Source organism: Runella sp., assembly GCF_965279615.1.
Lineage (GTDB): Bacteria > Bacteroidota > Bacteroidia > Cytophagales > Spirosomataceae > Runella.
In genome coordinates this window covers 5,473,211-5,486,915 of the sequence record NZ_OZ257252.1, presented here as the reverse complement: position 1 = coordinate 5,486,915, position 13,705 = coordinate 5,473,211, and the positions used below count along the sequence as shown (strand labels likewise).

Genomic DNA, 13,705 nt, shown 5'->3' with positions numbered 1-13,705 from the left:
TTAAGCCAACGGAATATTTACCTCTGTGGCCACTTTCATTACATAGAGTCGCGCTTCATCGTATTCTTCAGCCGTTCTAAGGTGTTCGAGCATGAGCGGAACTTCGCGGGGCAGAGCCGTTACATTACGGAGATACGTTGGATAATCCATGCTGCCGCGTCCCGGCATGGTTTCGGCAAAATGCGCATCTTTTCCCACCACATCTTTGGCATGGCAAGACACGATCCACTTTCCTAATTTGCGAAAAGTATCGTTGATAAGCGCCGTATTTTGATAAAAACGTTCGGGAGAGTTGATGATATTGGCAATATCAACGTGTGCCGCAAAGGCGGGTCGGTCAATGGCTTTTATAAATTTAAGGCAAGAATCAGCATCATTGGGCAAACTCCAACCCATCATTTCAAGGGCAAATTTGGCCGTTTTGGGCTTGACAGCATCAATCACTTTGCGGCAATTTTCGACCGTAGCATCAAAATATTCTTTGGTCAGGTTTCGAGCATCCGGTCCGTCCCAATTTTTTGGATTGTAAGAACCTGCAATATCTACGCAGGTCAATGCACCTATTTCCTCTGCCAATGCCAGTCGTTCGGTCACATACGTAATATTTTTCGCACGTTTCTCAGCATCTTGATCGAGCATATTTACCCACGCTCCCACTTCAGCAATGATCACGTTTTGCTCCGCAAACGCCTTTCGAAGCGCGGCTATGCGGGCAGTATCTTTCAGTTCCACTTTAGGAACGTATGCTGCGCTGTATCCCAAACGTCGATGCTCTTTTGCCAACTCAACAGGATCATCACTTTTCAAAAAAATGGGCCCACCCAAACGCAACGATCTTTGGGCAATTCTGAATTGCGGCAGCAAAGCCGCCCCTGCCAATAAAGTTGAGGCGTGTAAAAAACGGCGGCGAGTGAGGGATTTCATATTAAATATATAATCGGAAACTTTTACAAACTTTTTCTCAAAGACTTTATAAAAACATTACAAATCCAATCAATTACATCCACCTATTTGAGCATTAAAAACACTTCCTCGTTTAGCTTCAAAACCGGGCAATAGTTGGGTAGACATCTTAGCATCAAAAGTAATATTGGCTTCCGCACTAATCAAACTATTAGAAGTGACAGTACCTCTCGAAAGAATATATTCCTGTCCATCCAGCACTGAAGAAATAATCTGAGATTCCAAACAGGGTACGGGCGGAACTTCACAATCCTTTAAAAGATATAAGGCCGCTACTTGATCAGCTATTAGCGCACCTTTAAAAATTTTAACTTCATCAATTTTACCAATAAAGTAATTAAGGTAATCATTTGGATACCCGTTTTTTACTACATTGCTTCTTCCTATAAAAGCATTTTGAATTCCCACTCCTCCATATGCAGGACTATTTACTCCTGAGCTGCCGGAGGAATTTACCAATATTCCGTTTAAATATAAAGCAAAGTTTTTTCCCTTACATGTGATAACTATGTGAAACCATTGATTACTGCTAATATTTACCAAATTGTAATTAGCAGAACCATCACTGTTTCCATTATAGGTGACTTTATAGGTAGCATAATTATAGATGGGGTTAGCGGTGACAAGTTCTAATTCTAATAAGTGACCCATAATATCTATAATTGAGCGACTATAAAGAACTATGTCACTGGGTGGCGAGAACCACAGAGAATAGGTATAACTACTGTTTAAAATTTGGTTTGTCGGAATTTGAATATATGAATTATTTCCACTAAATAAATAGGCACTGTTAGGGTTCCCAAACCGATCTGTTGTTAATGTCACGTTATATGCTGTTCCGTTATTAATCCCTCGACTATCATTGGCATTTCCATTAAATGGATAACAACTAACCAATTTTGTAACTGCCGGCAATGCTTCTATTCTTATCGTTGCGCTGCCAATACCTACACTGCTATTACACCCGTTATTGATAGATGTGAGCGTATAAGTTGTTGTAATTAAAGGACTCAATGATATTATCTCAGGATTCGACGAGGCCGTCTGAACAGCCCCTCCATTGATCGAATACAACCGGGGACCTGCACCGGTAAAACTAATTTTCAAGGAAGCCCTACTTTCTTCAAATATGGTTGTATCACCACTAATAGTCGCGGTCACATTCCCGAGAATTTTCAGAACGGAAGATGTATCACTGATTATACCGGAATTACCGGCAAAGCGCAGGCGAATTTTGTAACCACTACCACTGACAGTCGGTATTTGAGCACTTATAGGTGTTACGTTTCCTGAGCCAATGACTGTAGGGTTCGAAAAACCACCTGAAGCATCAGATAATTCAACGTTAATAGCATTACCGCTTAAAACACCTAAAACACCGATTGAGAAAAAAGGGATTGAAAGAGCTTGGTTCTGGCAAAAAACTGTATCGGTAATGGTCCCTAAAGACAGTCTATTTTCTTCACAGCTTGAGGAGCGATAAAGTTGCATGACTTGGATCGCATTCAGTGAACCTTTAAAGATTTTTACATCATCAATTTTACCTTCAAATCCGGTAAGCGCTCCCCCGGCAGCGTTCATAGCACCTATAAATGCGATATAAGTATCTCCATACCCATAAACAGGGTCGGCATTACCCATGCTACCGGATTGAAGTATGCCGTTTAAATAAAACGCAAAATTCCGACCATCCCGTGTGATTGTTGCCTGATACCAAGTATCAGGGCGTAGGGTTGGTTGTATACTGGTCATACTTCCATCGGCGTTTCCGCGGTAATTAAAATGACCTAGGGGTTCTCCTATTTGATAATAATTAAGCGATAATGAATGCCCCATTAAGTCAATCAAAACTCTCTCTGATTGTGAATCGGGCTTTGCTATTGAAAACCAAACAGAATAAGTATAAGCACTGTTTTTCATTCCTAATATTGGAATTTGAACATATGCTCTGGAGCCAAAATAGTAAGCACTGTTTGGGTTACCAAAACGATCAGTTGTGAGAGTTGCATTATTAGCAACTCCATTATTACTGCCTTGACTATCATTGGCATTTCCATTAAATGGATAACAGCTTATTAAGCGATTAGCTATTGGTATTACGGTAACGGTGGCACTCCCGGAACCTGTACCTGTATTACACGCAACATTTGAAACCGATGTAATACTATAAGTCGTTGTTGTAATTGGAGTAACTGAAATTGATTGTGGGTTATTGGAAGTGGTTTGTAACGAACCTCCATTTAAGGCGTAAGTCCACGGTCCGGTACCTGAAAAATTAATTGTCAAAGTAGCGACAGCACCTTCTCCTATAGTTGCGGTACCTGTAAGTGTAGCTGTTGGTATGGTAGAGTTAATATTGATAGCCAAAGAGTTAATGCTGGTCACAACTGAAGTACCAAGTTGCGTAATTCTTACTCTATAACCGCTTCCCGGAGCAAGGATAGAAGAAATTGGCACAATTAACGGATTGCTCGTACCCGTACCAAGTAATGTTGGATTAGCAAAACTACCTAATGAATTAGACAATTCTACTCGTAAAGGATTAGAATTACTAACAGTAAGGTTACTATTGTATGCGATAGTTATATTTTGACCGGCACAAGCAGGAGTAGTAATCGACTGAAGAATTGCAATAGGAGCATTTTCAATAACAGGGCAATCCTGTACCGTATAATACAATGCTGCTACCTCAGTATCATTAAGTGCCCCTTTATAAAGACGAACATCATCTATTACTCCCTTAAAAAGGTCCGTAGTAATACCGTTATTACCTAACTTTCCGCCAACACGTAATGAATCAGTATCTTTAAAGACTATATATGATGAGGTGTTAACAAATCCCACTGAAGCGCCATTGATATATAAACGCATTTCATTGTTCTTCCTAACAGCCGTCAGATGAATCCACTGTGCGGTTTGCACACTACCGGATGCCTCAACTATTTGAGTTGTACTTTGATTAGTCGAAACAAAAGCCCAACGAGCAACTCCGGAAGTAGCCGTCAAGGCTAACCCCTGCAGGTTGCCTGAACCAACATTATCGCCTATCGAAATAACGTATCGGGTTTGCCCGCTTGTTGGCAATTCGTTAAGAAACACCCATGCTGACATTGTATACTCTTGCTTACGAAGATTATTGGTGGTTCCTTTCATATAATCGTTGCTACCATTGAATAAGTATGCCGCATTGGATGCACCAATTCGATTGCCGATCAAAAGTGGCCCTCCGATTAACGAAATAAAATTATTATCTCTGGTATCATTTGCGTTTCCATTAAATGGTAAGCAAGTAATAAGTTGCTTAGGAACTATTACAGTTATAATGGGAGTGCCATTAACAGTTCCTGCACCACAAACATTACTTATTGAAGCAAAATAGGTAGTTGTACGTTCAGGAGTGACACTTATCAATGTAGGATTAACATTTGTGATGACATTTCCTGAAATAATTGAGTTCTCGCCATTTATTACATAATTGAAAGGAAAAGTACCGGTCCAATTTATATTAAGAGCCGTATTCTGACCATCTTGAATTGCAGATGTTCCGGTAAACGTGGCAACGATCGGTTTATTAAGAACTAAATTCAAGACGTTGATACTGTATAAGTTACCATAACGTATCCTGACCTTATAGTTGCCTTGGGGAAGGTTAGCAGGAATAGTCACTGAGTTAATGGGCAAAAATGATGCATTTGCTAAAATTATCGGATTTGCAAAACTTCCTGTAGTATCAGAAAGCTCAACCATAAATGATAAATTAGGATCATATACATTTTGAAAATTAGCAGTTTGGACAGATATACCAAAGGCCCTATCTGTACAGATAATTGTGGAGCTAAGACTTTCCAAGTAGATGTAAGTCTCTTGAGTTACATCATTACATGTTGTAGCCGCATAGTTAAGCTTTATTTCAGGCAAAATAATAGCTCCTTGGTATATTTTTACATCATCAATTTTACCTTTAAAGAATTGGTCATTATTAATACCACAACCTATTCGGAAAGAAGAATTTACCTCAAATGAAGTAGCCGGTATTGATGATTTTGAATTTACCGGTTCTCCATCTATATATAATAGCAATTCTGTATTTCGACGTATTCCGACTAAAAAATGCCAATGGTTTGTCTCCAGATTACGATTACTATAAACATTAAACCCGTTAGAAGAAAATTTCCATTTAGCTTCGCCACCGTTATTATCTACCGATAAATAATGTTGGCTTGAACTATTGCCCATTGACATAATAATGCGTTGCGGCTCACCTTCTAATGGTAAATCATCTAACTTTACCCAGCTTGAAAACCCAAAAGTTGAATTATTAAATTGGTTGGCCGACGCAGAGATGTAATCACTTAATCCATTAAAATAGTATGATTTATTTAACTGATTTTGTCGATCTGTAGTAAGCACAGTTCCTGAAACAACACCGTTATTAACATTTTTAGAATCATTGGAATCTCCATCAAAGGGATAGCATGATTTTAAACTTAGTGTTCTTGCTACTGAAACACCTGCATTTCCTGAAGTATTACCCGTTCCACAAACATTACGGACTGAGGTAATGGTATAATTAGTTGAAGCTACAGGGGTTACAACTTTCATTAAGGGAGTTGTTTTGGCCGTATCAATACTGCCATCGGACAATGAATATATCCAAGGGCTTTCTCCTGAAAAATTTAAGGTCAAACCAGTCGACTGTCCTTCATTAATTGTTGATGAACCGGATATCGAAGCTGTAGGAAGATTAGAACAATTTGGCAATTTCAGCATATGATATGTGACACTGCCACCTGTTGGCTGAGAAATGTTAATATTAGTAATTGCATTAGAATAATTCGTTACTAACATTATATATTTCTGACCTGCCTGCGCATTTAAAATAGATAAATCAGGATCAAATGCATCGTAATCACAAGTTATTGGAAGAGAATTGACAGATGTGCAGGCAGCAGAGATTTCAGCATTTTGAATTGGCCCCCAAATGGCCGCATCAACATCAACTCCTTTACTATTTGTGAAACGAAAGTAAAGAGAACCGCTTGAATTTACTTCAATAATAAACCAAGCTTGGTTTGGGACAGTATATAAGCATCCATATTTTGCATTATTAGGCCCTGTCAAATAGGAATTGTTATTAATTGGAGCATTATAAGTAAAGCTACTTCCTGTATTATAATTATCCGGATTATTAAAAAGGCTGCATCCAATTCGATATGAGCTAAATTCGACCGAGCTTATATTCGCTATGCCAGGTGGGCTTTTCTTTTGTTGTCCAAGGCTATTAAAAGAAATACATAATAAGAAAAAAAGACCGTTTGGCAATTTCATTGGGAATTAAGAATAAGTATTTGACAATAAATCTTAAAAAACTTAATAACCCAAAATAAATCTAAATTCCCCTCAATAAATAATACTTTTTAGAATACCGGACAAAAATTAATGGTAAGGTTTAGTTATATAATTCAAAAAGGGTTGCCCAAGCATATGTTTGGACAACCCTTTTTGAATTATATACTTATTAATTTTTATCCAAAAATGCGTAAGAGCAGTAATCTTCAAATAATGAACAATAAAGTCGCTACATTTTAACGAGCTTATCAGTAAAAATAAGCGTTAATTTTATTGTTTATAATATATGCTTTTAATGCTATATTTTAGATACTAATAAGCTCTCACCACACCGCGGCCTTCGTAGAAGTTTGCGTAGGCTTTGTTGACCACGCGATTTCCTCCCGGCGTTGGATAATCTCCTGTAAAATACCAGTCGCCGCTGTGATTTGGACACGCTTCGTGCAGGTTTTCTACCGTTTGGAATATGATCGACAAATCGGCTTTTAAATCTTTAGGACGCACAATGTCCGCCACTTTACGCGAAACCTCTTCCGGTGTAAACGGCTCAAACAATGCTTTCACATAGTTTTGCTGATAGGCATTTCCTGTTTCGAGCGAAGCTACACATTGGGCATATACTTCGTCGCGCAGGTTGTCTAAGCCACGTTCTTTCAAGAGTTGTAATGCCGCACGGAAAGCAACAAAGTCTTTCACTTTCGACATATCAATGCCGTAGCAGTCCGGATAGCGTATCTGCGGTGCCGATGATACGATCACAATTTTCTTCGGACCCAAACGATCCAACAGGCGCAGAATACTTTTTTCCAACGTAGTACCGCGTACAATGGAGTCGTCCACGACCACAATCGTATCAACGCCTTTTTTCACCACCTCATAGGTCATGTCATAGACGTGAGAAACCATTTCATCACGGGCGGCATCACTCGTAATAAACGTCCGTTGCTTAACATCTTTGGATACCAGTTTTTCAATCCTCGGGCGGAACGAAAGCACTTTGTCCAATTCTTCCGGCGAAAGATTCCCGTTCAGAATTGCATTTTTACGCTGCTTGGCCAAGTACTCTTCCAATCCTTCCACCAGCCCAAAAAATGCTGTTTCGGCCGTATTCGGAATGTATGAAAATACTGTATTTTCGAGGTCGTAATCTACTTCTTCCAAAATTTGAGGAATCAATAATTTCCCCAACTGCTTGCGTTCGTGGTAAATATCGGGGTCAGAAGCGCGCGAAAAATAAATCCGTTCAAAACTGCACGAACGTTTCTCAAGAGGCTTTAAAATCTGGTGCTGACCGTATTCGCCGTATTTATCAATGATCAGCGCATGGCCCGGCGTGATTTCCTTAATATCAGCATAATTGGCATCAAAAGCAGCTTTGATGGCCGGTTTTTCAGAAGCAACGACCACCACTTCATCGTCGGCATAATAATACGCCGGACGAATACCGGATGGATCGCGTACTACAAAGGCCTGTCCTGAACCTGTCATTCCGCACATGGCAAAACCACCGTCAAAATCACGGCAGGAACGGTGCAGCACGCGCACCATATCCATATTGTCTTCGATGACGTCAGAAAGGTCAGGATTTTCGTAAATACCTTTGAAGCGGTCGAAAACGCGCTGGTTTTCTTCATCTAAAAAGTGACCGATTTTTTCCATGATCGTGACAGTATCCACCCGGTCTTTTGGATGCTGTCCCAGCGAAACGAGCTTATCAAAAAGCGTGTCCACGTTGGTCATGTTAAAGTTTCCTGCTACCACCAGGTTTCTGCTTCGCCAGTTGTTTTGACGCAACATCGGATGGCAGTTTTCGATCTCGTTGGCACCGTGGGTACCGTAGCGCAGGTGACCTAACCAGACTTCACCCGTAAATGCTACGTTTTCCTGTAGCCAATTGGCGTCGTAACGGAGGTCTTTTTGATCGCCCTTGAGTTCTTTAAAGGCTTTTTTGAATTTCTTCTGTACCTTCTTAAAGATCTCAGCTACGGGTTGGGGGTCTACCGATCGGTAGCGGCTTATGTAGCGGCTGCCCGGCGGAACTTCGAGCTTGATGTTGGCTACCCCGGCGCCGTCTTGGCCTCGGTTTACCTGTTTTTCCATCAAAGTGTGAAGTTTATAGACTGCGTAGAGGGGTGTGCCGTATTTATCAATATAATATTGAAACGGCTTCCGGAGTCGAATGAGGGCAATCCCACATTCGTGTTTTATAGCGTCGCTCATCAGGGAGTGTGAAGTGTGTGACGATTTGTTAACACAAAGTTAAGAAATCGAATTCCAAAACTGTGTGTTAAATTTTAAGAAAGTTTAAAAACAATAATTTCTTTTCAAAAAACGTCACCTAATTGACGTTTTTTATATAAATTTTGTCATTTAATTGACATTTTTTATACCTTTATAGCTAAAAACCCTCGAAAATGGAAATTATACGGCTGTTGGAAAAAACATTGCTAAACCGACTTGTTCCTAATAAAGTACAACTCATTTTTGGGACTCGGCGGGTAGGCAAAACCTTTTTATTGAACCGGATTGTATCCAAAACCTCCTATAAAAATCTCGTTCTTCAAGGCGAAGACATTGATGTTCAGCAGGTTCTTGGGCAAAGAAGCATTGCCAATTATCAACGATTGCTTGGAGATACAGAATTATTGGTAATTGACGAAGCCCAAGCAATTCCTGAGGTTGGGAAAGTACTAAAATTAATAGTAGACAATTTTGAGGGTATTCGAGTGATTGTTACCGGCTCTTCTGCTTTCGATTTGGCCAATCTTTCAGGTGAGCCATTAACAGGAAGGGCATCCTTTCACGAACTATACCCCATTGCACAACAGGAACTTTTGCCCTTTGAGAATGCATTACAAACCATTCAAAATGTAGAAGACAGATTACTTTTCGGAAGCTATCCTGAGCTTTGGAATCTACCGCTCGGTGCTGCTAAAGCAGAATACCTTAAAGATATGGTCAATTCCTATTTGCTTAAAGATATTATGGCTTATGAAGGCATTAGAAACAGTTCAAAAATCAGAGATCTGTTACGATTGATTGCGTTTCAATTAGGGAAGGAAGTGTCTATGGACGAGTTGGGCAAGCAGTTACAAATGAGTAAAAATACCGTTGAAAAGTATCTTGATCTATGCACAAAAGTATTCATTTTGAAAAAAGTGGAAGCTTTCAGCCGCAACCTGAGAAAGGAAATTACGAAAAGTGCGCGGTGGTATTTTTGGGACGTAGGAGTGCGCAATGCTCTTATTAACGATTTTCGCCCTTTAGTCATTCGTACAGATGTTGGCGAGCTTTGGGAGAATTATTTAATCAGCGAACGTCTGAAAGTATTAAAATATACTTCGAGCTTATCCGAAACGTTCTTTTGGCGAACATACGATCAACAGGAAATAGATTGGATTGAAATAAAGGATGGCAGAATTGACGCTTATGAGTTCAAATGGCAGAAAAAACAAGCCAAAATTCCCAAAGCCTTTGCGGAAGCCTATCCGGAGGCAAGTTTTACAGTCATCCACCGAGAAAATTATTTATCATTTGTAACGGAGTTGGCATCTTCCGTTTAATCGGGCTCTACAAAGTGCTTTTGATTTTTAGATAAGTTGTGTGTGCTCCAATCAATGTCTTTCCGGAAGGCTTCTGCCCGGACGGGGCAATCGACCAAGCGACAGTATTTACAGCATTCAGGCAGGCAGGGATCAACGTGAATAAAGAATTCAACATGCCCTCCCGTATCTTCTTCCAATGCTTCTTCGAATTCATGCACAGCCTGATGAACCTGACGCAAATCCCAGTAATATGGCAGTGTGAGGTGGCAGTCTATGTGCAGATCGGGGCCGTATTTTTGAATGCGCATGTTGTGCACATCGATCCAATAGTCGCGTTTGTGGTTTTTGAGAATATTCACAATACGTTCCAAAAGCTCGGGGTCGGTTTGATCCATCAACGCAGCGACTGATCCTCTGATGAGCGTAAATCCATTGTAGAATATTACCAATGACAAAATCAACGATGCCGCACTGTCGATCCATTGCAAACCGGTGAGAATCAGCAGCCCCAACCCTATCAATATCAGTACGCTGCTTAGACTATCGGTCATTAAATGTTTACCATCAGCAATGAGCGCATCCGAGCGGGTTTCCTTGCCTACTTTTTGGAGATAATAACCCACTACGCCATTAAGAACCACTGTTACTAAAATCAACAAAAGCCCCCAATCCAAGTGCTGAATAGGCAAAGGATGAAGCAGGTGCTGAACGGCTTCTACCGCGATCAAAACGCCTGCAATGATGATGAGCGCCCCTTCAAATCCTGATGAAAAATATTCGATCTTCCCGTGGCCGTAAGGATGATCAAGGTCTTTGGGTTGCGACGAAAGATAGATACTGTAAAAAGCAAAACTGCTCGCAATGACGTTGATGATCGATTCTAAGGCATCACTTAATATGGCATTAGAACGAGTCAAATAATAGGCGGAGAACTTAATTACCATTAAAACTATGCTCAAACTAAGCGAGAGGATAATCCAACGGAATTTAGAATTTTGGCTAACTTGCACGACTTTTTTGGGGTAACTTGGACACAAAGTTACGAGTTTAGCCCCAAACCTTAGTATTAAATATACATGTCGTAAGAAAACGAAGCATTTTACATTCAACACACTGTATTAGAAATTCAGCCTGTTATGTCTCTTCCTTTTGAAACAGAAAACCCGTGGAAAACGCTGACATCCAGCGTCGTGTACGACAATAAATGGATTCAGGTACGCCACGAAGAAGTTCTTAATCCCAGCGGCGGCCCGGGAATATACGGCGTGGTGCATTATAAAAATAAAGCCATTGGCGTTATCCCGATTGACGATGAAGGATTTACTTATCTGGTAGGTCAATACCGCTATCCGTTGGAGGAATATTCGTGGGAAATTCCTGAAGGCGGCGGGCCGATGGACGAAGACCCGCTCGAAGGAGCCAAACGGGAATTGTTGGAAGAAACAGGCCTCATTGCCGCCAAATGGACTAAGATCGCCCGTGTACACCTGTCCAACTCCGTCGGCGACGAAGAAGGTTTTTTGTATATTGCCGAACAACTCACCCAAGCCCAACAACAACCCGAAGACACCGAACAACTGCACGTGGCGCGAATTCCGTTAAAGGAAGCCATAGAGATGGTTATGCGCTCCGAAATTACAGATTCTCTAAGCGTGATGGGGCTTTTGAAAATAGCGCGCCTCAGAGGCATTTAGAATAAATTGACCGTTTAGTACCAACGCTCAACTGACACCTTACTTTTCAACGTTAAACAGTTAATTTAAACCTATGTTTCTGGCAGCTTTATACGGATTGATTGCGGGAATTTTGTTGTGTCTTACCTTCGGAACGGTATTTTTTGCTTTGATACAAACGAGTATTGAACGGGGCTATCGGAGCGGCGTTCAGATTGCGTTAGGAGTAGTTGCCAGCGATGCTTTTTTTATCTTTACGGCCATTTTCGGTACTTCTTTTTTGCCTCAAATCAACAATTTCGATAAGTGGATCGGTGCCATCGGAATTATTTTTTTGGTGATCTTAGCGATTGGGAATTTTTTAAAAACGCCCACCCTTGAACCTAAAACACACGCCGACGACCGCAGCCGACGACGTTCCAATTTAAAATTTTTCCTCAAAGGCGTTGCCCTTAATGCCCTCAACCCTATTAATTTTATGTCTTGGGCGGCCATTGCGGCGTACCTGCGCACCAAGGGGCGCTACGATCTCAGCGAAATGATCATTTTTTTCAGTATGAGCCTCGTTGGGGTCGGAGCTACTGAATCCGCTTTGGCAGTTTATGCTCACCGTTTGCGTGGATTGCTCACTATCAAGGTCATCCATTACATCAACATCGCTACAGGAGTGGTTTTTTTAGGAGTGGCCACCAAACTTCTTTGGGAAGAATTTCTTAAATAGAACGAACTATTGCTGTTTCAGCCAATCAACAATTATTTTCAATGCATCGGCCGAAAATGTCTCTTCCAACATACCATACTCGGCGGTGGTGCATTTTTGGCATTTCTGAAAAAGGTGATTTAAACCCGGAAGTTCTATTGTTTTGAAATTCCTGTTTCCTGCGGCCGTTAAACCTTTTTCAAAGCCTGCCAGATTTTCCTTGGCAGATACCTGCAAGTCACTTCCGCCATTAAGCGCCAATACCGGTATTTTGATTTGAGCCAATATCGGCTGCGGGTCGTATTTAAGAAAATAACGATACCATTTTGAACCTATTTGACCAAATTGTCCGGTAACATTTTTTTTGCCTGCTTCACTTTTAAAACCCATCTGTCCCAATACTGCATCGGGCTGGGCTTTAATCCAATTGTCAAAAGCGAGTTGAAGGGTATCTTTTATGTCGCCCTCAAGCGGCTGCCGCATAGCTGCGTCATAGAGTGCAGCATTAAGCGATTGAGTATTTGCCCGATATGTTGCATTTGTACCTGCCTTCTGCAAAATATCATCGCTTTGTTTCAGCAACAACTCTCGTCCGCCAACACCAAGTCCTGCCAGTGACACGATAAAAGCAACATCTTTTGATTGAGCAGCAACCATTGGCGCAATCATTCCTCCTTCACTATGCCCCATCAATCCGATTTTTTTCGCATCAACTTCCTTTCTGGATTTTAAAAACGAGATCGCCGCCAGCACATCCTGCGCGTAATCGGCCGATGTACCTACTTTGCCGGTCGTTTCACCAATGCCTCGGTCGTCTACGCGCAATACAGCAAAGCCTTCCCGGCTCAACGCATCGGCAATGACCCAAAAGGGCTTATGTCCAAAAAGGGTTTCGTCACGATCCTGCAGCCCCGATCCGGTAATGAGAATGACCGTTGGAAATTTACCTTGGCCTTTGGGAAACGTCAGTGTTCCGCCAAATTGGATAGAACGGTCAGCATTGGCAAAATGCACGTCCTCTGAGTTATACGGAAAGGGTGCTACAGGAGTCTGTGGACGGTTCAAAAACGATAGCAAATTAACTCGCTTCAGCGTGAGCGGTGCAGGAAAGCCATTTTGTTTCCATTGGCCTGAGAAAGTTTCCGGCTCTAATTTCCCGGTCAATATTGTCTTAAATTCACTCAGATCAGCCAGTAAACTATCGTTACGAAATACGGAAGTTTTGAGTGCATAGTCAAACAAACCTTGTTCGGGAATATACAGCGCCGCTTTTTGTTGCTCTTTTTGGATTTTTAAGCCAATTTTTAACGTACTGAGATTTCCTTCGTAATAGGTTTGGCCAAAACCTTTAATCAACATTACTAAACAAAGAAGACAAAGTGAGGTAGTTCTCATGGGAGGTGGAGTTTATGAAACCGATCTGTATAAACTGAAAAATGTAAAACCGAGAAACTGAAAAATAATAATCAGATCGC

8 protein-coding genes are annotated in these 13,705 nt (G+C 41.1%); 3 read left to right on the top strand and 5 right to left on the bottom strand.

Annotation, left to right across the window (positions count from 1 at the left end):
• From ACQY73_RS23125 to ACQY73_RS23115, 3 genes are all read right to left on the bottom strand, one after another.
• Positions 1 to 924 carry a sugar phosphate isomerase/epimerase family protein gene (locus ACQY73_RS23125; RefSeq protein ID WP_428655475.1) on the bottom strand — a complete coding sequence of 308 codons (924 nt, stop codon included), beginning with the start codon at positions 922 to 924 and terminating at the stop codon, positions 1 to 3.
• A 69-nt stretch (positions 925 to 993) separates the two neighbouring features.
• The gene (locus tag ACQY73_RS23120; protein ID WP_428655472.1) at positions 994 to 6,291 is read right to left on the bottom strand and encodes a LamG domain-containing protein; all 5,298 of its coding nucleotides are present in this window, start codon (positions 6,289 to 6,291) and stop codon (positions 994 to 996) included.
• Between the two features lie 333 nt (positions 6,292 to 6,624).
• A complete protein-coding gene (locus ACQY73_RS23115; RefSeq protein WP_428655469.1) occupies positions 6,625 to 8,532 on the bottom strand; it encodes an amidophosphoribosyltransferase in 1,908 nt (635 codons plus the stop codon).
• Positions 8,533 to 8,726: 194 nt separating this feature from the next.
• Between ACQY73_RS23115 and ACQY73_RS23110 the strand changes: the two genes are divergently transcribed.
• Positions 8,727 to 9,875 (top strand): ATP-binding protein, encoded by a 1,149-nt coding sequence (locus ACQY73_RS23110; protein WP_428655466.1) that lies wholly within the window; start codon positions 8,727 to 8,729, stop codon positions 9,873 to 9,875.
• On the opposite strand, the gene ACQY73_RS23105 is transcribed toward ACQY73_RS23110, so the two are convergent.
• Positions 9,872 to 10,867, bottom strand: coding sequence for a cation diffusion facilitator family transporter (locus ACQY73_RS23105; RefSeq protein ID WP_428655464.1), 996 nt, complete (start codon positions 10,865 to 10,867; stop codon positions 9,872 to 9,874). The genes ACQY73_RS23110 and ACQY73_RS23105 overlap by 4 nt on opposite strands.
• A 126-nt stretch (positions 10,868 to 10,993) precedes the next feature.
• Here ACQY73_RS23105 and ACQY73_RS23100 point away from each other — a divergent pair, with 126 nt between their 5' ends.
• Together ACQY73_RS23100 and ACQY73_RS23095 are read left to right on the top strand one after the other, a co-directional pair.
• Positions 10,994 to 11,551 (top strand): NUDIX domain-containing protein, encoded by a 558-nt coding sequence (locus tag ACQY73_RS23100; protein WP_428655462.1) that lies wholly within the window; start codon positions 10,994 to 10,996, stop codon positions 11,549 to 11,551.
• Positions 11,552 to 11,624: 73 nt separating this feature from the next.
• Complete coding sequence (locus tag ACQY73_RS23095) at positions 11,625 to 12,251, top strand: LysE family translocator (RefSeq protein WP_428655460.1); 627 nt, start codon at positions 11,625 to 11,627, stop codon at positions 12,249 to 12,251.
• A 6-nt stretch (positions 12,252 to 12,257) separates the two neighbouring features.
• Here ACQY73_RS23095 and ACQY73_RS23090 read toward each other — a convergent pair whose 3' ends face one another.
• Positions 12,258 to 13,625, bottom strand: coding sequence for an alpha/beta hydrolase family protein (locus ACQY73_RS23090; RefSeq protein WP_428655458.1), 1,368 nt, complete (start codon positions 13,623 to 13,625; stop codon positions 12,258 to 12,260).
• Positions 13,626 to 13,705: the final 80 nt, after the last annotated feature.

What these genes read in the sequence shown, in the direction of transcription:
- ACQY73_RS23125 (WP_428655475.1), bottom strand. Translation starts at nt 924, where the DNA reads ATGAAATCCCTCACTCGCCGCCGTTTTTTACACGCCTCAACTTTATTG.
- ACQY73_RS23120 (WP_428655472.1), bottom strand. Translation starts at nt 6,291, where the DNA reads ATGAAATTGCCAAACGGTCTTTTTTTCTTATTATGTATTTCTTTTAAT.
- ACQY73_RS23115 (WP_428655469.1), bottom strand. Translation starts at nt 8,532, where the DNA reads ATGAGCGACGCTATAAAACACGAATGTGGGATTGCCCTCATTCGACTC.
- ACQY73_RS23110 (WP_428655466.1), top strand. Translation starts at nt 8,727, where the DNA reads ATGGAAATTATACGGCTGTTGGAAAAAACATTGCTAAACCGACTTGTT.
- ACQY73_RS23100 (WP_428655462.1), top strand. Translation starts at nt 10,994, where the DNA reads ATGTCTCTTCCTTTTGAAACAGAAAACCCGTGGAAAACGCTGACATCC.
- ACQY73_RS23095 (WP_428655460.1), top strand. Translation starts at nt 11,625, where the DNA reads ATGTTTCTGGCAGCTTTATACGGATTGATTGCGGGAATTTTGTTGTGT.
- ACQY73_RS23090 (WP_428655458.1), bottom strand. Translation starts at nt 13,625, where the DNA reads ATGAGAACTACCTCACTTTGTCTTCTTTGTTTAGTAATGTTGATTAAA.